This window comes from Rhodopseudomonas palustris (genome assembly GCF_013415845.1).
Classification (GTDB): Bacteria; Pseudomonadota; Alphaproteobacteria; order Rhizobiales; family Xanthobacteraceae; genus Rhodopseudomonas; species Rhodopseudomonas palustris_F.
In genome coordinates this window covers 127544-149247 of sequence record NZ_CP058907.1, presented here as the reverse complement: position 1 = coordinate 149247, position 21704 = coordinate 127544, and the positions used below count along the sequence as shown (strand labels likewise).

The window sequence follows — 21704 nt, the reverse complement described above, 5'->3', positions numbered from 1 at the left end:
GATGACGCAGGTGGTGTACGGGGTCTGGGACGGCGTTGCCTATGATTCACGGGCGGCCGAGGCTCGGGCGGCGAACTACGCGCTGGCAAACTTCGACGAGTTCGACGAGGGCAACGCAATCCGCGCTTTCATCGCCGATCGCGGGTTCTTCGTGTTCGACCCCACGGTTTCGCTGGTCGATGCGCTATTCCACTACCTGAAGGCCGCGGCCGAACAGTCCTGCGGTGCCTGTACGCCCTGCCGGATCGGCACCGTGCTGGTCCGCGATGCGCTCGATCAGATGCGCCGCGGTCTGGACGCCGCGCTGACGCTCGACGACATCGTGATGCTCGGCGAGCAGATCCGGCAGACCTCGCTGTGCGGGCTGGGGCAGACCTGCGCGGTCGCGCTGCTGGCGGCGCTGCGGGACTTTCGCGAACGGATCGAACAGGAGCTGGCGCAGCACCGGCCAATCCCGGCTCAGCACGGCATGGCCTATGTGACAGCGCCGTGTATCGAGGCCTGCCCCTCCAAGGTCAACGTGCCGCGCTACATCGACTACATCCGGGATGGTAAGCCCGAGAACTCGCTCGGCGTGCTGCTGCAGAAATACCCGATGGCCGCGACCTGCGGCCGGGTCTGCGTGCGCTATTGCGAGCAGGCGTGCCGGCGCAAATTCGTCGACGAAGCCGTCGGCATCAAGACGCTGAAGCGCTACGTCGCCGACCAGCAGAGCGGTCCGCACGCGCTGAAATTCACCCGCGACATGATCCGCAAGCCGCTCGCCGACGGGATGCGGGTGGCGGTGGTCGGCGCCGGCCCGGCCGGCATCTCCTGCGCCTATCACCTGTTGTTGCGCGGCTATCACGTCGACGTCTTCGACAAGGCCGGCCAGGCCGGCGGCATGGCGCAGATCGGCATTCCGAGCTACCGGCTGCCCAAGGACACGCTGGCGCTGGAGACCGACATCATCGTCGACCTCGGCGGCCGGTTCCTGTTCGATCAGCGCCTCGGCCGCGACTTCTCGGTCGACGACCTGTTTGCGCGCGGCTATCGCGCGGTGTTCCTGGGCCTTGGCTGTCAGCAGGGCGCCCGGCTCGGCGTCGACGGCGAAGACGCCGCACATGGCGGCTACTTCAGCGGCATCGACTTCCTGCTCAAGGTCCATGACCACGTCGACGGCATCGCTCCGCTGGTATTGAAGGGCGAGGTGGTGGTGGTTGGTGGCGGCAACGTCGCGATGGACTGCGTGCGTTCGGCAATTCGGCTCGGCGCCGAGAAGGTCCACGTCGTCTATCGCCGCACGCTCGCCGACATGCCGGCCGACCCGGCCGAGATCGAAGCGGCGCGCGCCGAAGGCGTCGAATTCCATGTGCTCACCGCGCCGGCCAAGATCGTCACCGACCACGGCAAGGTCACCGGTGTGGTGCTGACCAGGATGCAGGCGAGCGAGCCCGATGCCGGTGGGCGGCGGTCGGTGAAGCCGGTCCCGGGCGGCGAGACATCGATGCGCTGCGACGTGCTGATCGCCGCGATCGGTCAGCAGGTCGAGGACGGTCCGCTGATCGAGAGCGACGGCATTGCGTTCGACCGCTGGCGCTGCGTCGCGACCGATCGGGTGCTGGCGACCTCGCGGCCGGGAGTTTTTGCCGGCGGCGATTGCGTCACCGGTCCGTCGACGCTTGTTTACGCGATGGCTGCAGGACTGAAGGCAGCGCGCAACATCGACGATTGGATTCAACGCGGTTCGGTGCGGTTCTTCAAGCGGTCGCGGATGCGCAAGCTGATCGCCGAAAATCATATGCTGGCCAACGAGATCGTCGCAGCCCCGGTGCGCAACGCCTATCGGGTGCACAATCCCGAAATCGATCCCGAGCTGCGCAAGCACATGTTCGGCGAAGTCGAGCAGACCATCGACGCGCGCGCCGCCTATGCGGAGACCCAGCGCTGCATGCGCTGCTATCGCGTCTATTCCGTCGTCACCAAGCATCCGATCCCGGAAGGAGCGGCTTGAAGCGATGTGCACGCCCGATCAGGCCAGCCTGTCTGCCCGCGATCCCGCCGAAGCGACGATGACGCTCTCGATCAACGGCGTCGCCTGCGCCGGCTTCGCCAACGAGACCATCCTGTCCTGTGCGCGGCGCTACGACGTCTACATCCCGACGCTGTGCGAATTGGAGGACATCGATCATACCCCCGGTGCCTGCCGGGTCTGCCTGGTCGAGATCCTGCAGGCCGGCAAGGACACCCCGCAGATCGTCACCGCCTGCAACACCCCCGTGCGCGACGGCATGGAGGTGCAGACCCGCTCCAAGAAGGCGCGGGACATGCAGCGTCTTCAGGTCGAACTGCTGATGGCCGATCATCTGCAGGATTGCGCCACCTGCATCCGGCACGGCAGCTGCGAGCTGCAGGATCTGGCGCAGTTCGTCGGGTTGCAGCAGAACCGGTTCTTCGATCGGGAACGGACCGAGTCGCGCCCGGTCGACCACAGCTCGCCGTCGATGGTGCGCGACATGCGGCGCTGCGTCCGCTGCCAGCGCTGCGTCGCGATCTGCCGCTATCACCAGAAGATCGACGCGCTGGCGATCGAGGGCAGCGGGCTGGAGCGGATGGTGGCGCTGCGCGATGCCGACGGCTATCCGAATTCGGTGTGCGTCTCCTGCGGCCAATGCGTACTGGTGTGCCCGACCGGCGCGCTCGGCGAGCGCGACGAGACCGATCGGGCACTCGACTACATCTGCGATCCGGACGTCGTCACCGTGGTGCAGTTCGCGCCCGCAGTGCGGGTGGCGTTCGGCGAAGAATTTGGTCTGCCCGCCGGCACCAATGTCGAAGGCCAGATCATTGCCGCCTGCCGCAAGCTCGGCGTCGATGTCGTGCTGGACACCAACTTTGCCGCCGACGTGGTGATCATGGAGGAGGGCGCGGAGTTGCTGGCGCGGCTGAAGCAGGGCCGGCGCCCGACCTTCACGTCGTGCTGCCCGGCCTGGATCAACTTCGCCGAGATCCACTATCCGGACGTATTGCCGCTATTGTCTTCGACCAAGTCGCCGCAGCAGGTGCTGTCGACCATCGCCAAAAGCTATCTGCCCGGACAGCTCGGAGTTCCGGCGGAGCGCATCCGGGTGATTTCGATCATGCCGTGCATCGCCAAGAAGGACGAGGCGGTGCGGCCGCAGATGGTCCATGACGGGCAGCCCGAAACCGACCTGGTGCTGACCACGCGCGAATTCGCCCGGCTGCTGCGGCGCGAGGGCATCGATCTGAAGGATCTGCCGTCGTCGCAGTTCGACCGCCCGTTCCTCAGCGCCTATTCCGGCGCCGGCGCCATCTTCGGCACCACCGGCGGCGTGATGGAAGCGGCGGTGCGGACCATCTACGCGCTGGTCAATGGCCGCGAACTGGAGCGGATCGAGCTGACGCAGCTGCGCGGCTTCGAAGGGCTGCGCGAGGCCTGTGTCGATCTCGGCGGCCCGGTCGGCGAGGTCAAGGTCGCGATGGTTCACGGCCTCGGCGACACGCGCCGCCTGGTGGAGTCGGTGCTGAGCGGCGAAGCCAACTACGATTTCATCGAGGTGATGGCCTGTCCGGGCGGCTGCGTCGACGGCGGCGGGTCGCTGCGCTCAAAGAAGGCGTATCTGCCGCTCGCGCTGAAGCGCCGCGAAACCATCTACAATGTTGACCGCGCCGCCAAAGTCCGGCAGTCGCACAACAATCCCCAGGTGCAGGCGCTGTATCGCGAACTGCTGCAGGCGCCGAATTCCGAGATCGCGCATCGGCTGCTGCACACCCACTACGCGTCGCGCAAGCGCGAGCTGCAGCACACCGTCAAGGAGATCTGGGACGATCTCACCATGAGCACGATCCTGTACTGACGGGGAGCGCAGGAGATGTCGCCGCCACAGCATCTGATCCCCACTCGGCGTGATGTGGTGCGCGGCCTTGCGGCGCTGCCGGCGCTGGGGCTGACGCGGACGTTCGCCGCCGAGCCACTGACGCTGTGGGGAATTCCGGCGACCCCGTCGGCGCTGTTCGTCCGCGCCGTGGCGTCGGAGCGGCTGCAGCAGATTGCACCCGGGATCCGCTTTCAGCTCTGGAGGAGCACCGACCAGATGCGCGCCGGGATCGCGTCGGGGCAGTTCCGGCTGTTCGCGACCTCGACCTACGCGGCCGCCAATTTCTTCAATCGCGGTGCCGGGACGCGGATGCTGAATGTCGTCACCTGGGGCGTGCTCTATGTGATGGCGCGCGATCCGGCCATCAGGTCGGTCGCTGATCTCGCCGGCCGCAGCATTCTGTTGTCGAACAAGAATGAAGCGCCCGATCTGTTGTTTCGGCTGGTGCTGCGCTGGGCCGGGCTCGATCCGGACCGCGACGTTCGCTGCGAATATGTCGGCTCGCCCGGCGAGGCGGTGCCGCTGTTTCTCGCCGGCCGCAGCGACGTCGCCGTGCTGCACGAGCCTGCCGCCTCCACCGCGCTGCTCCGCGCCGATCGGGAGGGCAAGCCGGTGTATCGGGTGTTGGATATCGCGGAGCTGTACGGCCGCCACACCGGGCGCGGGCCTCGGATTCCGCAAGTCGGGCTCGCGGTCAGCGCCGACCTGCTGGATACCCAGCCCGGGCTCGTCGCTGCGGTGCAGGTCGCCTGCGTCGAGGCGAGCACCTGGATCGCCGCGCATCCTGCAGAGGCCGCAGAGCTGGCCGCGCCGGCGCTCGGCCTGCCGGCCGAAGTGATCGCGGCATCGCTGCCGCATGTCCGCCTCGACGTCGTTCCGGCGCGGCAGGCGCGTGACGACATCGAAGTGTACTTCAAGAATTTGATGGAGCTCGATCCCGGCATTGTCGGCGGCCGGCTGCCGGACGCGGCGTTTTATGCGGGGTAGCGCGCGGGTCTCGTGGGCCTGGAGCCTGGTCGGCATCGCGCTGCTGCTGGCGCTCTGGGAGGCGGGTCATCGTGCGTATGGGCCGTTGGTCCTCCCGGGGCTCGGCGATACGGTCCTGACGCTGTGGCGGATGATCCGCGCCGGGCAGGTCGGGCCGGCGCTGCTCGAGACCGCCGGCAATGCCGGGCTCGGCTGGATCATCGGCGTGCTGATCGGATCATGTGCCGGGATGCTCGCCGGCCTGCGCGAAGAGGCGCACCGCGCATTGCAGCCGGTCGCCATCATCCTGCTCGGCGTGCCGGCGATCGCCTGGGTGGTGATGGCACTGCTGTGGTTCGGCGGCCGCTGGGCGGTGGTGGTGACGGTCGCGGCCGCCACCGGACCGATGCTGTTCGCCGCGGCGCTGGAGGGCGTGCGCAGCCTCGACGGCACGCTGGCCCGGATGGCGCAGGTGTACCAAGTGCCGCTGTCGGCGCGGCTCACCGAGGTGTACGGGCCGCAGCTGCTGAGCCATCTGTTTCCCGCGCTGGTGACCACGCTGGCGATGTCCTGGAAGGTCGCGGTGATGGCCGAGCTGCTCGCCGGCGCCGGCGGGATCGGCGATGGCCTGGCGACCGCGCGTGCTCATGTCGACACCGCCGAGACCATGGCCTGGGTGGTGGTCGTGGTGGGCGTGCTGATCGTGGTCGATGCCGGCGTGCTGCAGCCGCTGCAGCGCCGGCTGTGGTTGTGGCGCGACGACGAGCGAGGCGGTGGCCGATGAGCGGGCCGCTGCTGCAATTCCACGACGTGCAGTTCGGCTATCAGGCACCGCTGCTGCGCGGTATCGACTTCGACGTCGCGGCAGGCTCGATCACCGCGGTGATGGGGCCGTCTGGAAGCGGCAAGAGCACGCTGCTGGCGCTTGCCGCCGGGCTCTTGATGCCGGACGCCGGCGCCGTGCACCGCCGCAGCGCGCGGCTCGGCATGGTGTTTCAGGATCCGGCACTGCTGCCGTGGCGCACCGCGCTGGACAATGTGGCGTTTCCGTTGATCGCGCTCGGCCTGCGGCAGCGCGAGCGCCGCGACCGCGCACGGACGATGCTCGCTGCTGTCGGCCTCTCCGGTGACGATGCCGGCAAATATCCGCGTCAGCTCTCCGGCGGGATGCGGCAGCGCGTGGCATTGGCGCGGGCGTTGGTGATCGAGCCGGATCTGCTGTTATGCGACGAGCCGTTCAGCGCACTCGACGCGCCGGTGCGGGCCGAGCTGTGGCGGATCGTGCGGGACATTCATGACCGCAGCGGGCTGACGATGCTGATCGTTACCCATGACGGCCCGGAGGCGATGCAATGCGATCGCCTTGCCATCCTGTCGGCGGGCCGCCTCGAACAAGTCGGTGCGCCTGCCGAGATCCTGCGTCATCCGGCCAGCGATGTGGTGAGGACTTTCGTGGCGGCCGCCACCGGTAACTGACCGTCTCACTCGCGCGGCGGCGAATGCGCGCCATTGGCGAGGAAGAACAGTTCGACCAGCCGGCCCTTCTTGCCCGCCAGCGCGAAGATGCACTCCGGCGATTCAGCGTCGAGTTCGGCGATCGGCACCTTGGCGATGCGGTCGACCCGGCTCGAGCCGTGCTCCCACATGAAACCGACGCCGAGATGGTTGGCGACCGCCTCCAGCATCCCTTCGCGGGTGTTGACCACGATTGACGGAATCGGCCGCAGGCCGGCCGTGCGGAACGCGCGGTCGACGGCGCGTTGGGTCGAGGAATCGCGGGTGCGGAACACCAGCGGATAGCGCATCAGCTCGGCGATCGGGACCTGCTGTTTCTTCTTCAGCGGATGGCTCGGATGGCACAGCGCCACGACGCGCTGCTCCAGGCAGATCTCGCGGCGGAAGCGGCGATCGGCCGGCACGTCCGGCAGCACGCCGATATCGACGCGCTGATCGACCACGGCGGCGACGATCGCCGACCAACTTCCGATTTCGATCGCGACCTGCACCTTGGGGTACATCTGCTTGAAGGTGGCGATCAGCGCCATGCCGGGCATCGAGTTGCCGAGCCCGATGCGGAGTTCGCCGCCGGCCAGCTCCTCGCGCTGCGACAGGATCGACAGCGCATCGGTCTCCACCGCCTGCATCCGGCTGGTGGCACCATAAAGCTGGCGGCACAGCGAGGTCGGAATCAGATTGGCGCCGTGGCGCTCGAACAGTGTCACGCCGAACTCGCCTTCGAGTTCGCGCACCGATTGCGCCACCGCCGATTGCGTCACGCCGATCCGCCGCGCCGCGGCTGCAAAGCTGCCGGCATCGAACACGGCGTTGACGGCACGCACCCGCGCCGACGTCAGAGCCATCCCGCTCGCTGCTCCGCATCACCAGGAAACCTGGTGAGGGTCATAAGCCAAGCTGCTGACCGTTATGTGACTGTCAGACGCTGCCCTTAACCCTGTGCCGCATCGCAACGAGGCCAGGGGACAGGTGATGGCGAAGATCGAGCTCAGCGCGATCCGCAAATCGTTCGGCGACACCGAAGTCCTCAAGGGCGTCGATCTGTCGATCCACGACGGCGAGTTCGTGTCGCTGGTCGGCCCGAGCGGATGCGGCAAGTCGACATTGCTGCGGGTGATCGCCGGGCTGGAGCCGCAGAGTTCTGGCGAGGTGCGGATCGGCGGCGTCGCCGTCGATCACGTCCGGCCGAGCGCGCGCAATCTCGCGATGGTGTTTCAATCCTACGCGCTGTACCCGCATCTGTCGGTGTTCGACAATATCGCTGTGCCGCTGCGGATGAAGCGTCTGTCGGCGCTGGAGCGGGCGCCGCTGCTCGGCCGGCTGATCCCGAACCGCTACCGCGTCGAGCGCGGCATTCGCGCCGATGTCGAGCGCGTCGCGTCGCAGCTCGAAATTTCGCCGCTCCTGGCCCGCAAGCCTGGCCAGCTCTCCGGTGGGCAGCGCCAGCGTGTTGCGGTCGGCCGCGCGCTGGTACGCGAGCCGGTCGGCTTTCTGTTCGACGAGCCCTTGTCCAACCTCGACGCTAAGCTTCGCGTCCACATGCGCGCCGAGATCGCGCAGCTGCATCGCCGGCTGAAAGCGACTTTTGTCTACGTCACGCACGATCAGGCCGAGGCGATGACGATGTCCGGCCGGATCGCCGTGATGATCGGCGGCGAACTGGTTCAGGTCGGCACGCCGAGCGACGTCTACGACAATCCGCGCGACATCCGCGTCGCCGAATTCATCGGCAGCCCCAAGATCAACGTGCTGCCGGGTGCGGTTCAGACCGACGGCCGTATCGTGATGCTCGATCGTGTACTCGCAGCCCGCGCCACGGCGGGCGCCGGCCCCTGCCGTGTCGCGATTCGGCCGGAGCGGCTGAGCCTCGGCGGCGGTGATTTGTCCGGCGTCGTCGTGCACGTCGAGAACATGGGCGCCGAAGCCTTCGTGCATCTCGGCTGTGACGGGCTGACCGATCCGGTGGTGATCCGGCTCGACGATCCGCTGCGGCTGCCGGCGATCGGCAGCACCCAGCGGTTCGGCTTCGCGCCCGAGGCGATCCGGCTGTTCGATGCCGGCGGCAAGCGGCTCGCACTTCGGACCGAGGCACCCATCGAGATCATCCGAGAGGTGGCCCATGTCTGAGGTGGCGATGTCTGACGCTGCCGTCTCACTGCGCGATCTCGATGCGCTCACCACCACCGCGCGCGCGTCGGCCAAACCGCGTCGTCGCGGCCGCGGCACCGTCGCCTACGGTCTGGTCGCGCCGGCGTTCACGCTGATGCTGCTGATGCTGCTCGGTCCGCTCGCCGGCGTCATCGCGCTGTCGTTCGCCGACTATCAGCTCGGCGCGCCGTCGTTCGCCTGGATCGGCCTTGCCAATTATCAGCAGCTGTTCGCCGACCGGGTGTTCTGGATCTCGCTCACCAATACGCTGACCTATGCGGTGATCGTGGTGCCGGGGTCGGTCGCGCTCGGCCTCGGCGTGGCGATGCTGATCGAGAGCGGCACGCATCTCCGTGCCTTCTATCGCACCATCTACTTTCTGCCGGTGATGGCGACCCTGATCGCGATGGCGATCGTCTGGGAGTTCATGCTGCATCCGCAGTTCGGCCTGGTGAATGGGCTGATCAAGATGGTCGGCCTCGCGCCGCATCCCTGGCTGCAGGATCGTGGCACCGCGCTGTATGCACTGTGCGCGATCGGGATCTGGCAGGCGGTCGGCTTCAACATGGTGCTGTTCCTGGCCGGGCTGATGTCGATCCCCAAGCATCTCTATGACGCCGCCGAGATCGATGGCGCCGCGAGTGCGTGGTCGCGGTTCCGGCTGGTGACCTGGCCGATGCTCGGACCGGTGACGCTGTTCGTGGTGGTGATCACCGGCATCCGGTCGTTCCAGGTGTTCGACACTGTGCACGTCCTCACCAAGGGCGGCCCGTCGAAGTCCACCGAGGTGCTGATCCACACCATGTACATGGAGGGCTTCGAGTTCTTCCGCTCCGGCTATGCCGCCGCGGTGACCGTGGTGTTCCTCGGCCTGGTGCTGCTGCTGACCCTGGTGAAGTCGCGGCTCGCCGCCAAACAGGTGCACTACGCATGAGCGCCGCACGACCCAGCCTGATCAGCTCCAGCTTCCGCCACGCCGCTCTGATGGTTGGCGCCGTGCTGATGCTGGCGCCGTTCGTCTGGATGCTGTCGACGGCCTCCAAGCCGCCGGAAGAGATCTACTCCAGCGACCTGCATCTGATCCCGCATCACTTTGCGCTGTGGGAGAATCTGCGCATCGCGTTCGGCAAGGCCGATCTAGGCCGCTTCCTGCTCAACGGCGTGATCGTCACGGTGGCGATCTTCACCTGCCAGGTGCTGATCGCGTTGCCGGCCGCCTATGCGCTCGCCAAGCTGCGGTTTGTCGGGCGCAAGGCGCTGTTCGCGCTGGTTCTGTTCGGCATTCTGATCCCGCCGCAGGCGACCGCGATCCCGGTGTTCCTGCTGCTGCACCAGCTCGGGGCGCTCGACAGCTACGCGGCGCTGGTGCTGCCGTTCACCATCTCGGTGTTCGGCATCTTCCTGATGCGGCAGTTCTTCATGACCGTGCCGGACGATCTGCTCGACGCCGCTCGGATGGACGGGATGTCGGAGTTCGCCATCGTTTGGCGGGTGATGCTGCCGACCGCGATCCCTGCGGTCACCGCGTTCGGCATCTTCTCGGTGGTGGCGCACTGGAACGACTACTTCTGGCCGCTGATCGTGCTCAACAGCCAGCAGTACTACACCCCGCCGCTCGCGGTCGCGCATTTCCGCAATGCCGAGGCGGGCACCAGCTACGGCCCGCTGATGGCGGCCGCGATCGTGATCATCACCCCGCTCGTCGTTGCCTTCCTGCTGGCGCAGCGCCGCTTCATCGAAGGCATCACTTTGACCGGACTCAAGTAATCCAACCCAACAGGAGATCGACATGCTGAAGAGATGGATCGCCGCAGCCGCGATGACGCTGGTTGCGGGCATCGCCCACGCCCAGCAGCAGACCGAAGTGGTGCTGCAGTTCCCGTATCCGGAACTGTTCAGCGAGACCCACAAGCGGATCGCCGAAGAGTTCGCCAAGGTGCATCCGGAGATCAAGGTCACGTTCCGGGCGCCGTACGAGTCGTACGAAGAAGCCACCCAGAAGGTGCTGCGCGAGGCGGTGACCAATCAGCTGCCGGACGTCACCTTCCAGGGCCTGAACCGTATCCGCGTGCTGGTCGACAAGACCATTCCGGCGCCGCTCGATGGCTACATCGCGGCCGAGAAGGATTTCGACAAGCAGGGCTTCCATCAGGCGATGTACGACATCGGCACCGCCAGCGGCAAAGTCTATGCGCTGCCGTTCGCGATCTCGCTGCCGATCGTCTACGTCAATCTCGATCTGGTGAAACAGGCCGGCGGCGATGTGAACAACCTGCCGACCACCTGGGACGGCCTGTTGGATCTGGCCAAGAAGGTCAAGGCGCTCGGCCCCGACACCAACGGCATCACCTATGCCTGGGACATCACCGGCAACTGGCTGTGGCAGGCGCCGGTGTTCGCACGCGGCGGCACCATGCTCAACGCCGATGAAACCAAGGTGGCGTTCGACGGCCCCGAAGGCCAGTTCGCGATGCGCACCATCGCCCGCCTGGTCACCGAAGGCGGCATGCCGAATCTCGACCAGCCGTCGATGCGCGCCACCTTCGCGGCCGGCAAGACCGGAATCCACATCACCTCGACCTCGGACCTGAAGAAGACCACCGACATGATCGGCGGCAAGTTCGCGCTGAAGACCATCGCGTTCCCGGACGTCGTCAAGCCGAACGGCCGGTTGCCGGCGGGCGGCAATGTCGTGCTGATCACCGCCAAGGACAAAGCCAAGCGCGATGCCGCCTGGGAAGTGGTGAAGTTCTGGACCGGTCCGAAGGGCGCGGCGATCATGGCGGAGACCACCGGCTACATGCCGCCCAACAAGGTCGCCAACGACGTCTATCTGAAGGATTTCTACGCCAAGAACCCGAACAACTACACCGCGGTCAGCCAGCTCGCGCTGCTGACCAAGTGGTATGCGTTCCCGGGCGACAACGGCCTGAAGATCACCGACGTGATCAAGGATCATCTCAACTCGATCGTCTCCGGCGCCCGCGCCAAGGAGCCGGATGCGGTGCTGGCCGACATGACCCGCGACGTCCAGAACCTGCTGCCGAAGACCGTCGGCGCCGCCAAGTAACGCAAGAACCTCCCGGCGACGGAGCGCGTCCAGCGCTCCGTCGCGTCACGTTTTGGAGCGGGCCATGAAACTGATCCACCTCAGCGACATCCACCTCACCACGCCGGGCGGCACGATCGGCGGTCGCAATCCGCGGCTGAATTTTGAGCGGGCGCTAACCCATATCTTGCGCGACCATCACGATGCCGAACTGATGGTGATCACCGGCGATCTGTCGGATTGGGGCGACGCCGAGGACTATCGCTGGCTGAAGGCGCAGCTGGGTGCGTTTCCGATTCCGGTGCGGCTGTGCATCGGCAATCACGATCGGCGCGAGAATTTCCTGAGCGTGTTTCCGGAATTCGCCGACGACGATGGGCTGGTCCAAGGCGTGTGCGATACGCCGGCCGGTCGCTGCCTGCTGCTCGACACGGCCGAAGCCGGCACCCATGCGGGCCGTTATTGCGAGACGCGCAGGGCGTGGCTGACTCGGCAGCTCGCCGAACATCCCGGACCGTTCCTGCTGTTCATGCATCACAATCCGATGCCGACGCATCTTGGCCCGATGGATCAGATCCGGCTGCTCGACGATGGCGCATTCCGCCAGATCGTCGGCCGGCATCGCGACCGCATCCGGCACATCTTCTTCGGCCATTGCCATCTGCCGCTGGCCGGCTCGGTGGCCGGCGTGCCGGTCAGCTCGCTGCGCGGCACCAACCATGCCAGCTATCCGCTGTTCTCCGAGCGCCGGATGCTGAGCGCGTCCGATCTGCCGGAATCCTACGGCGTGGTGTTCTTCGGCGACGACTACGTCACCGTTCACATGGTCGAGTTCGGTTACACCGGCGAGGTCCGGGTCGAGGGTTCGCCCGATTACAACGCCTGGAACAGGGAGACCATGCTGCGATGAAGTTCGTCGTTCTCACCGATACGCATTTCGTCGCCCGCGGTCGCCGCATCTACGGGCTCGATCCGGCCGAACGGCTCAGTGCCGCGGTGGCGCGGATCAACCGCGAGCATCCCGACATCGCTTTCGTGATCGTCACCGGCGATCTGGCGCATTGGGGCGAGGAGCCGGCTTACGACAATCTGGCTTCGGTGCTGGCGGGATTGCGGGCGCCGACCATCCTGATGATGGGCAATCACGACAAGCGCGACGCCTTCGCCAAATTCTTCCCCGGCGTGCCGCGCGATGCGAGCGGCTTCGTCCAGACCGTGCAGGTGTTCGAGGCGGCGACGATCGTCACGCTGGACACGCTGAACGAGGCCGCGCCAAACCATGAAGGGTTGTTGTGCGAGGCGCGGCTGGCGTTCCTCGAACACGCGCTGGCGGAAGCTCCGGCCGATCGTCCGCTGCTGCTGTTCCAGCATCACCCGCCGTTCGACACCGGGCTGCGTTACATGGATACGATCCGGCTCGCCAATCCGGACGCCGAATGGGAGGTGATCGCCCGCACCCGCAAGCCTGACTATCTGTTCATGGGGCACCTGCACCGGCCCATCTCGGGCGTGTGGCGCGGCATCCCGTTTCACATCCAGCGCGGGCTGGCGCATCAGGTCGCGTTCGATCTGGTGGCGGAGGGCCATATCCCCGGCTCGCACGAGCCGCCGGACTACGCCCATGTCAGCGTCGAGGCCGACCGCATCGTGATCCACCAGTGCTCGTTCATGTATGACGGGCCGCTGTTCTCGCTGCACGACAGCGTCGCGCTGCACCGCGTCTCGTTCTGACGCGCCTCAGCGGCCTCCGAGCCGCCGCTGCTGTGTTGCACGGACGGCTGCGGAGCCGACGCACAGCAGCGTGTCGCCGGGCTGCAGTACAGCATCGTCTGCGGGTGTCTCGATCGTGCTATCGCCTCGGATCAGCCGCAGCACGATCGCACGCCGCCGCAGCGGGTGTGCAGCGTCCTGGTGCTCCGGATCGACGCAAAGCTCGGCCACGGTCAGCGGCTGTTTCAGCGCGCCGTCACTGCCGACTAGGTTCGGTGCGTGGTCGGCGTCGAGCACCGTGCTCCAGAACTGCGGCGTCTCGTTGCCGAGCGCGGCGCGCAGCCGCTCCGACAGCGTGAACGCCCAGAACGCATCCTGGTGGCGTGCGGCTTCGAGAAAGTCCGCCAGCTCCGGCGTGCGCAGCGCGGCCAGACATTGATTGGCGATGATTTCGCTCGGCACCATGGTGATGTCGGCGCCGAGCTTGGCGAACAGCATCCGGCTAGAGCGCTGGTTCTGCCGGGCGATCACGAAGATCTCGGGCTTGAGCCGCCGCGCCGCCAGCGCGATCGCCAGATTTTCGGCGTCATCGTCGGTGCCGGCGACGATACCTGACGCATGGCCGATGCCGGCCTCGTGCAGTGCCGCAACATCTGCGCCGCGGCCGTGGACCGCGTGATGACCGTCGACCCGTGAGCCGACCGGGTCGATCACCGCCGCGGTGAAACCACCGCGCTGCACGGCGGTCACGACTTCGCGGCCGAACCGGCCGTAGCCGCACACGATCCAATGGCCGGGTGCGGCCGGCATCCGCGCCGGCGCGCTCGGAAACAGATAGGCGCCGGGTGCGCTGGTCAGCCAGGCGATCAGCCGATAGACGTCCGGTGCCCGCATCGCTAGCGTCAGGTGTTCGGCGAACTCGCGAAACGGATTGATGACCCGGTGCGTGCCGAGCGAACTCATCGACGCGGCCGTCGCCGACGTGTCGGCACGGCCGATCACCGGCAGGCCCGGCCGGAGGATCGAAGCCGTGATCGCGACGGCGAGATTGACCTCATCGTCGTTGCACAGCGTCAGTACGCCTTTGCATTCTGCCTTTATCAGCCCGGCGGCCGTCAGCGTCTCCGGTGAGCGAGCGTCGGCAATCAGCGCCGGCGCTTTGCCGTTCAGCTCCTCGATTTCGATCTGCTGCACCGTGCGCTCGTCCTTGTCGATCGCGATCAGCCGGCAGCCGAGCTGACGCAGGGCGTGGACCACCGTCATGCCGGTGTCGCCGAGCCCGCACACCAGATAGAACGGCTGATCGAGCTTCTCGACCGCGCGGCGAAACCGGCGGTCGACCAGCGCCTGCTGAAACGCCTTTTCCTGGACCAGGCTGAGCAGCGAACCCAGCAGCCACGCCCAGCCGATCACCGACAGATAGATGATGACGGTGACGAAGCCGCGCTGCTGGTTGGTGAACGGATGCGGCAGCTCGCCGAAGCCGATCGTGGTCGCCGTGTAGGTGACGAAATAGAACGCGTCGAACAGCGTCATCCGCCACGGGTGACCTTGAGCATCGACCCCAGGGATCAGCATCAGCCCGAGCGTCGACACCGCGAATACCAACGCCAGCAGGATCAGCGGCGGGCGTAGCCGGGAGAGCCCGAGACGGACGATGCTACGCATCGTGCCGTTCCTCGTCGGGTGCGAGCGTAAAATAGAACGTCGCGCCTTCGCCGAGGCGGGATTGCACCCAGATCCGGCCGCCGTGATGCGCCACGATCCGGCGCGTCATCGCCAGACCGACGCCGACGCCTTCGGCCTTCTGCTCCGGTTGGTCGACGCGATGGAACATCTGGAAGACCAGTTGCTGATCGGTATCGGCGATGCCGATGCCGTTGTCCCGCACATAGTAGCGCGGCGGCGAACCGTCCTCGACGCCGATTTCGATCCAGCGCTCCGGCTTGTCGTTGTAGCGGATGGCATTGCCGATCAGATTGGTGAACACTTCGCCGATCCATTCGCGGTGGCCCTGTGCCGTGCCCAGCCGCATTGGCCGGCGTACGTCGATGCGGTCTTCGGCGATCCGGCGCGCGAACGGCGCCAGGGCGTCATCGACCACGGCGTCGAGGTCGATCGTCTCGGAGGCAGCTTCGCTGCCGCCTCGGCTGCGGTCGAGCAGCGCATCGACCAGCGCGTCCATCCGCTGCGTCAGTTTCAGGATGGTGGCGACCTGCTGGCGGCCCTCCTCGTCGAGCACCTCGCCTTGGCGACGGCGCAGCGAGGTGGTGAGATGGTGGATGCCGCGCAGATGTTCCTTGAGTTCGGCGGAGGCGACGTCGGTGTAGCGGCTGAGCTCTGAGTGGGACGCATCCAGCGCCCGGTTGATCCGCTCGATGCGTCCTTTGCGGGCCGCGGCGATCTCGGCGATGGCGGCGGCCAGCCGCGTGGCGGCGTCCTTTTCGTCGTCACGCCACGGCACTGCGCGTCCCTGCACGCTCTCCTTCCACAGTGCGAAGGAATTGCGCGGCCGCAGCCGCTGCATCCCGTCCGCCTCGCTGATCTCGACCGGCTTGCGCGGGTCGCCGGCCCATTGCACGTCCTCGATCTGCTCGGGCCGCAGCCAGGCGATCAGCATCGGCTGATCGGGCAGCGGTCGCAGCGCCAGCACACCGCTGGCCTGGCTGGCGACGGCTTGCGCGGCGGGATCGAGGTTCGGCAGCCGATCAGTGGCGAACACCGGCCGGGCGCGTTCGCGCAGCCAGGTCGTCAGCTCGTGCAGCGGCCCGGCCGCGGGCGCCTCACCGCGCGTCGTGACTTCGTCGCCGGTCTGCACGACCACGCCGCCGGCGTCGATCAGCGCGCTCAGCAGATCGAGTGCACCGGCAGCGTGGAGCGCCGCGCCGATGTCGGCCTCGCTGTCGAGCAAGCGCGTGAGCGCCTCGGCGGCCGCCTTCCTGGCGCTGCTTCGTTCGAACTGCTCGGCGTCTTCCTTCGCCGACATCAGCAGCGACAGCGTATGGGCGAGAAACTCTGCCGCCATCCGCATCTGGTGCGAGATGTGGCGAGGGGCGGCATGGTGCATCGCCGAGATCAGGCCCCACAGCCGGCCTTCCTTCACCAGCGGCATCACCAGCGTCGACTGCACGCCCATGTTCTTCAGGTACCCGGTGTACATCACCGAGACGCTGCGCAGGCTCGCAAAGCTCATGTCGACCGGACCGGTCACCAGCGGCGACTTCGCCGCCAGCAGTGGCACCGGCGTGTAGCCGACATCCGGCAGGTGTCGCACCCAGCTCAGCGCGAACAGCCGCCGTGCCGGCGCCGGAATGTCGGTGGCCGGATAATGCAGCCCGAGATACGGTTCGAGATCATCCCGCCTCGCTTCGGCGATCACCTGGCCGCTGCCGTCCTCGGCGAAGCGGTAGGCCATCACCCGGTCGTAGCCGGTGAAGGCGCGGATCCGCTCGACCGCCAGATCGAAGAATGCCTGCACGCCTTCGGTGGCCTGAAGTGCCGCGAGATCGGCACGGACTTCCGAATACAGGTTCGACGTCGTGCCGGCGGCTTCCGGTTCCGCCTTTTCGAATTCCAGGATGATCAGGCCGCCGCAGCGATGGGCGAACAGATGCCAGCCCTGGTCCGAGCCGAGGAAGGATTCGCGGGCGATGTTGACCGGGCCGCTGTCGAGCGGCATCCGGTGCAGCGAGCCGAGCAGTTCGTGCCAGCCCGCCCCGAGTACCGCGGCGATCGGGGCGCCGATCACCGCTTCCGGCGGCTTGCCGATAAACGCCGCGCAATTGGCACTGGCGTGCAGCACCCGGTCGGATTGCTCGTCGACGGTGAGCATCGCGCCGTGCGGCTGGATCGCCTCCGGATATTGCACCAGCTCGCGGTCGCAGCTCGACAGGTCGACGTTCCTGGCGGTGACGATGCCGCCGCTGTCGGCCCCACCCATCCACGTCCTCACTCAGTGTTTCCGTCACCCGCTCGAGCGTCCGCCTGACGGTACAGCTTGTGACGGTACCCTGGCGGATGCTTTGACTCGGATCAGCGAGGCGGCAGATTTCGCGCAGCCTCCAAATGCGGCGCCAGCAGCTCAACTACCACCCGGCGCTTGTCGCGCATGATCTCGGGCTCGCCCATCTGGCCGACTTCGTGCAGCCAGGTGCCGCACCATTGAAACGGCCCGTCATAGGTGGCGAGACCTTCCCGGTACGGCACAAAGCGTGACGGAGACTGCTGTAGCTTGGCGAGGTCGAGCTTGCTGTACAAGGGACCCCAGTTGCCGCCGCCGGTATCCAGGCCAAGGAACCAGTCCTGGCCGAAGTCGAGCGGCAGGTCACGCACCGCGGAGAACCGCATCATGGTGAAGCCGGCCCACAGAAACCATCGCTCGCTCGGTGGCTCGGTAGTGCGCACGTAACCATAGACGTCCTGGGTGGCGAGCGGCGCGAACGGATCGTCCGGGGCGGTCGGAAACAGGTCGTGGTCGAGCAGGCCGAACATCTCCGGCGCGCCCGGCCGGATGATGTTGTGCCAGATCCAGTTCAGCACGATGCCGTGCGAGCGGCTGCTCTTCTGCCATGGATTTTCGGGGGCGCGCAGATACGGCACGCCGTGCGCTGCAGAGATCCGTTCGATCTCGGCGGCGCGGTCGTCATCGGGCGAATTGTCGACCACGATGTACAGCGCACCCGGCACGAACAGCCGGATCAGCGGTATCTGCAGGTCGATCGCCTGCGGGTCCTGATACGCCACCGTGAACAGCGCGCGCCGGCCGGTGATCATTTTGGCTACCGCGGCGGGATCTCCCACCTTGGCGGGTTGCCGGCGATAGCGCCGGTCAATCCGATTATACCGCGCGGTCTTCAGGCCCTGCGACAGCGGGCGCAGCCGCTTCCAGTCGGCGAGGGTGTAGTCGGAGAGCTTCTTCGGCACGGCTAAGTCTCTGTTTTGTCGGGGGCGGCGCGCCCGCTGTCCTCAGCAGCTTCGCTCGCCGGGGCAAGTCCGGATACGCGGCTTGCGCCGCTCACGGGTTCGCCGCCAGCTTGAGCAGGTAGCCGCCGTAATTGCTCTTGGCGAGCGGCTGCGCCAGACGTTCGAGCTGTCGCGCATCGATCCAACCGAACCGGAAGGCGATCTCCTCGGGGCAGCAGATCTTGAAGCCCTGGCGCTTCTCGAGCACGCGTACGAACTCGCCGGCTTCTATAAGGCTATCGGGCGTTCCGGTGTCCAGCCAGGCGAACCCCCGGCCCATCTTTTCGACCCGCAGCTTGCCGCGTTCCAAGTAGGTACGATTGACGTCGGTGATCTCGAGCTCGCCGCGTGCGGAGGGCTTCAGGTTCGCCGCGATCTCGACGACGTCCTGGTCGTAGAAATAAAGCCCCGTGACCGCCCAATTCGAGCGCGGCCGTGCCGGCTTCTCCTCGATCGAGCACGCGACCTGATCGGAATCGAATTCGACGACGCCATAACGCTCCGGATCGCTGACCTGATAGGCGAACACCGTGGCGCCCTCCGGATGCTGCGCGGCATTCTGCAGCAGAGGGATCAGGTCGTGGCCGTAGAACAAATTGTCGCCGAGCACTAAGGCGGACGGCTGGCCGGCCACGAAATCGGCGCCGATGACGAAGGCCTGCGCCAGCCCTTCGGGCTTCGGCTGTTCGGCATAGCTGAACGACATGCCCCACGAGGCGCCGTCGCCGAGCAGTTGCTGGAATCGAGGCAGATCGGCGGGCGTCGAGATCACCAGGATATCGCGGATGCCGGCCATCATTAGCGTGGCCAGCGGATAATAGATCAGCGGCTTATCGTAGATCGGCATCAACTGCTTCGACACCGCGGCCGTCATCGGATGCAGTCTCGTGCCGCTGCCACCGGCCAAAATGATACCTTTGGTGATCATGTCAGTTCGCGTCCTGCGCTAGCAGCCGCTCGATACACGGCTGCAGCGATTGCCGCCAGTGCGGCAGGCGAATGCCGTGAGCGGTGGCGAGCGCCGAGCTGTCGAGCCTGGAATTCGTCGGCCGCTTGGCGGGGGTCGGATACTCCGTGGTCGGAATCGGGATCACTTTCGCGGATGGTCCGCCGGCTGCTCGTGATGCGGCGAAAATCGCTTCGGCGAACGCGGCCCATGTGGCGGTCCCGTCCGCAGTCATGTGGAAGATGCCGCGCAGATCGGAACGTGTTGGCTCCGCCAGCAGATTCCGGACGACGCCCAGCACACCATCGGCGATATCGAGCGCGCTGGTCGGGGAGCCGACCTGATCGCAGACCACCCGCACCTCATCGCGCTGCCGGGCCAGGGCCAGCATGGTGCGGACGAAATTCTTGCCGAACGGGCTATACACCCAGGAGGTCCGCAACACCGCATGATCGGGTGCGGCTTCCGCCACCGCGCGCTCGCCGGCCAGTTTGCTGGCGCCATAGACGCTGAGCGGGTTGGTCAGATCGGTTTCGCGATACGGTCGCTCGCCGGTGCCGTCGAACACGTAGTCGGTCGACAGCTGCACAATTGGGGCACTGAGTTTCGCGGCCGCGCGAGCCACGGCGCCCGCACCCTCGGCGTTGATCGCATAAGCGAGGTCGGGCTCACTCTCGGCCTGATCAACGGCCGTGTAGGCCGCAGCATTGACGACCGCGTCCGGCTTGACTGCGCTCAATGCTGTTTCGATCTCGCTCGAGCGCGTCAGGTCAATCTCCGGCCGGGCCAGCAGGATGATCTCGGCATTTGCTCCCGCGGCGCGCTCGTGGAGCGCCTGCGCGACCTGACCGTGACGACCGGTGACGACGATCCGCACCGTGCTACTCGAAGTAATTCGGCAGTGACGCGAACGGCGGCAGCTTCAGATCCTTGTCCGACAGCACCGCCTGATCGGCAGTGACAGGCCAGCGTACCGCAAGATCGGGATCGTTCCAGGCGATGCCGAGATCATGCGGCGGCGAATAGTAGTTGGTCACCTTGTAGGCCACCACCGTGTCGGGTTCGAGGGTGCAGAAGCCGTGGGCGAAACCGATCGGAATCAGCAACTGCTTGCCGTCCTCGGCGGACAATTCCTCGGCGACCCATTGGCCGTAGGTCGGCGATGAACGGCGCAAATCGACTGCAACGTCGAGGATACGGCCCTTCGCCACTCGCACCAGCTTGTCCTGCGCAAACGGCGCGCTCTGGAAGTGCAGCCCGCGAACGGTGCCGACTGCCGCCGAAATCGATTGGTTGTCCTGGACGAATTCGAGCGCAACACCGTGATCGACGAAGCGCTGCCTGTTGTAGGTTTCTACGAACGAGCCGCGGGAATCCGCGAACGCTCTGGGCGTGATAATCTTCACCGCTTCGATTGCGGTGGACGTCACTGTCAGCATGGCCTTCTTGTTGCTCCGTTCGTCGTTAGACGGCCACGCCGAGACGCTCGCCGCGGTACACGCCTGAACGGACCCGTTCCCACCACGTCCGATTGTCGAGATACCACTGCACGGTCTGGCGCAGGCCGTCGTCGAAAGTGTAGCGCGCACGCCATCCGAGCTCGCGCTCGACCTTGCTGGCATCGATCGCGTAGCGGGCGTCGTGACCGGGTCGGTCGGCGACGAAGCTGATCAGCTTTGCCCGTGATCCGATCGCCGCATCGGGTGCAAGCTCGTCGAGCAGTCGGCAGATCGCCTGCACGACTTCGAGGTTGGTGCGCTCGTTGCGACCGCCAATATTATAGCTTTCGCCGATCTCGCCGCGCTCGGCGGCTAGCAGCAGCGCATCGGCGTGATCCTCGACGTGCAGCCAGTCGCGAACGTTGGCGCCCGTGCCGTACACCGGGATCGCTTCGCCGTGCAGCGCCTTGATGATCGTCAGTGGGATCAGCTTTTCGGGGAAGTGATAGGGGCCGTAATTGTTGGAGCAGTTGGTGATGACCACCGGCAGGCCGTAGGTGTGGTGCCAGGCCCGCACCAGATGGTCCGACCCCGCCTTCGAGGCGGAGTAGGGCGATTTCGGCTGGTACGGCGTGTCTTCCCGGAACAGCCCTTCGGCACCAAGCGAACCGAACACCTCGTCGGTAGAGATGTGGTGAAGGCGGAAGCCGGACTTGCGGGCCGCTGGCAGGGAGCGCCAATGCGCCAGCGCCGCCTGCAGCAGCGAATAGGTGCCGACGATGTTGGTCTGGATGAAGTCGCCGGGGCCGTCGATTGAGCGGTCGACATGGCTCTCCGCGGCAAGATGCATCACCACGTCGGGCGAAAACTCCTCGAACAGCAGGCGCATTGTGCTCTGTTCGACGATGTCGGCTCGGACGAACCGGAAGCGCGGATCGTCGGACACCGGCGCCAGCGAGTCGAGATTGCCCGCATAGGTCAGCTTGTCGACCACCAGCACCTCGTACGGGGTGGTCCCGACCAGCCGCCGGACCACCGCAGAACCGATGAAGCCGGCTCCGCCGGTGACGAGAAAGCGCTTTGTCATCAAT

At 66.4% G+C, this 21704-nt stretch carries 19 protein-coding genes; 11 read left to right on the top strand and 8 right to left on the bottom strand.

Going from position 1 to position 21704, the window contains the following annotated elements; translation table 11 throughout:
* Window position 1: 1 nt before the first annotated feature.
* From HZF03_RS00675 to HZF03_RS00655, 5 genes are read left to right on the top strand one after another with little or no spacing between them, the layout of a single operon-like run.
* Window positions 2-1993 (top strand): FAD-dependent oxidoreductase, encoded by a 1992-nt coding sequence (locus HZF03_RS00675; protein WP_119018901.1) that lies wholly within the window; start codon window positions 2-4, stop codon window positions 1991-1993.
* 4 nt (window positions 1994-1997) lie between these two features.
* Entirely contained in the window at window positions 1998-3857 is a 1860-nt protein-coding gene (locus HZF03_RS00670; RefSeq protein WP_119018900.1) for a 2Fe-2S iron-sulfur cluster binding domain-containing protein, read from the top strand.
* Between the two features lie 15 nt (window positions 3858-3872).
* Entirely contained in the window at window positions 3873-4865 is a 993-nt protein-coding gene (locus HZF03_RS00665; RefSeq protein WP_119018899.1) for an ABC transporter substrate-binding protein, read from the top strand.
* Complete coding sequence (locus HZF03_RS00660) at window positions 4855-5628, top strand: ABC transporter permease (protein ID WP_119018898.1); 774 nt, start codon at window positions 4855-4857, stop codon at window positions 5626-5628. The genes HZF03_RS00665 and HZF03_RS00660 overlap by 11 nt, the downstream gene beginning before the upstream one ends.
* Window positions 5625-6320 carry an ABC transporter ATP-binding protein gene (locus HZF03_RS00655; RefSeq protein ID WP_119018897.1) on the top strand — a complete coding sequence of 232 codons (696 nt, stop codon included), beginning with the start codon at window positions 5625-5627 and terminating at the stop codon, window positions 6318-6320. Before HZF03_RS00660 ends, HZF03_RS00655 begins: the two co-directional genes overlap by 4 nt.
* 5 nt (window positions 6321-6325) lie before the next feature.
* Here HZF03_RS00655 and HZF03_RS00650 read toward each other — a convergent pair whose 3' ends face one another.
* Complete coding sequence (locus HZF03_RS00650; RefSeq protein ID WP_119018896.1) at window positions 6326-7204, bottom strand: LysR family transcriptional regulator; 879 nt, start codon at window positions 7202-7204, stop codon at window positions 6326-6328.
* A gap of 127 nt (window positions 7205-7331) precedes the next feature.
* Between HZF03_RS00650 and HZF03_RS00645 the strand changes: the two genes are divergently transcribed.
* The 6 genes from HZF03_RS00645 (at window position 7332) to HZF03_RS00620 (ending at window position 13287) form a co-directional block, all read left to right on the top strand.
* Window positions 7332-8486 carry an ABC transporter ATP-binding protein gene (locus tag HZF03_RS00645; protein ID WP_119018895.1) on the top strand — a complete coding sequence of 385 codons (1155 nt, stop codon included), beginning with the start codon at window positions 7332-7334 and terminating at the stop codon, window positions 8484-8486.
* A gap of 7 nt (window positions 8487-8493) precedes the next feature.
* Window positions 8494-9441, top strand: a complete 948-nt coding sequence (locus HZF03_RS00640; protein WP_234832265.1) for a carbohydrate ABC transporter permease — start codon at window positions 8494-8496, stop codon at window positions 9439-9441.
* Window positions 9438-10274 (top strand): carbohydrate ABC transporter permease, encoded by an 837-nt coding sequence (locus tag HZF03_RS00635; RefSeq protein ID WP_011155695.1) that lies wholly within the window; start codon window positions 9438-9440, stop codon window positions 10272-10274. The genes HZF03_RS00640 and HZF03_RS00635 overlap by 4 nt, the downstream gene beginning before the upstream one ends.
* Before the next feature lie 22 nt (window positions 10275-10296).
* Entirely contained in the window at window positions 10297-11577 is a 1281-nt protein-coding gene (locus HZF03_RS00630; protein ID WP_012493940.1) for an ABC transporter substrate-binding protein, read from the top strand.
* 64 nt (window positions 11578-11641) lie between these two features.
* Window positions 11642-12466 (top strand): phosphodiesterase, encoded by an 825-nt coding sequence (locus HZF03_RS00625; RefSeq protein ID WP_119018893.1) that lies wholly within the window; start codon window positions 11642-11644, stop codon window positions 12464-12466.
* Window positions 12463-13287 (top strand): phosphodiesterase, encoded by an 825-nt coding sequence (locus HZF03_RS00620; RefSeq protein ID WP_119018892.1) that lies wholly within the window; start codon window positions 12463-12465, stop codon window positions 13285-13287. Before HZF03_RS00625 ends, HZF03_RS00620 begins: the two co-directional genes overlap by 4 nt.
* Before the next feature lie 6 nt (window positions 13288-13293).
* Here HZF03_RS00620 and HZF03_RS00615 read toward each other — a convergent pair whose 3' ends face one another.
* The 7 genes from HZF03_RS00615 to rfbB form a co-directional block, all read right to left on the bottom strand.
* Window positions 13294-14934, bottom strand: coding sequence for a potassium channel family protein (locus HZF03_RS00615; RefSeq protein WP_119018891.1), 1641 nt, complete (start codon window positions 14932-14934; stop codon window positions 13294-13296).
* Complete coding sequence (locus HZF03_RS00610) at window positions 14927-17206, bottom strand: ATP-binding protein (protein WP_119018890.1); 2280 nt, start codon at window positions 17204-17206, stop codon at window positions 14927-14929. The genes HZF03_RS00615 and HZF03_RS00610 overlap by 8 nt, the downstream gene beginning before the upstream one ends.
* Before the next feature lie 92 nt (window positions 17207-17298).
* The gene (locus tag HZF03_RS00605) at window positions 17299-18189 is read right to left on the bottom strand and encodes a hypothetical protein (RefSeq protein ID WP_119018889.1); all 891 of its coding nucleotides are present in this window, start codon (window positions 18187-18189) and stop codon (window positions 17299-17301) included.
* Window positions 18190-18280: 91 nt separating this feature from the next.
* Entirely contained in the window at window positions 18281-19156 is an 876-nt protein-coding gene (gene rfbA / locus HZF03_RS00600; protein ID WP_119018888.1) for a glucose-1-phosphate thymidylyltransferase RfbA, read from the bottom strand.
* Between the two features lies 1 nt (window position 19157).
* Window positions 19158-20051, bottom strand: coding sequence for a dTDP-4-dehydrorhamnose reductase (gene rfbD / locus HZF03_RS00595; RefSeq protein ID WP_119018887.1), 894 nt, complete (start codon window positions 20049-20051; stop codon window positions 19158-19160).
* Window positions 20052-20055: 4 nt separating this feature from the next.
* Window positions 20056-20613: a dTDP-4-dehydrorhamnose 3,5-epimerase gene (gene rfbC, locus HZF03_RS00590; RefSeq protein ID WP_119018886.1), complete on the bottom strand. Its 558-nt coding sequence runs from the start codon at window positions 20611-20613 to the stop codon at window positions 20056-20058.
* Window positions 20614-20638: 25 nt separating this feature from the next.
* Complete coding sequence (rfbB, locus tag HZF03_RS00585) at window positions 20639-21700, bottom strand: dTDP-glucose 4,6-dehydratase (protein ID WP_119018885.1); 1062 nt, start codon at window positions 21698-21700, stop codon at window positions 20639-20641.
* Between the last annotated feature and the right edge of the window lie 4 nt (window positions 21701-21704).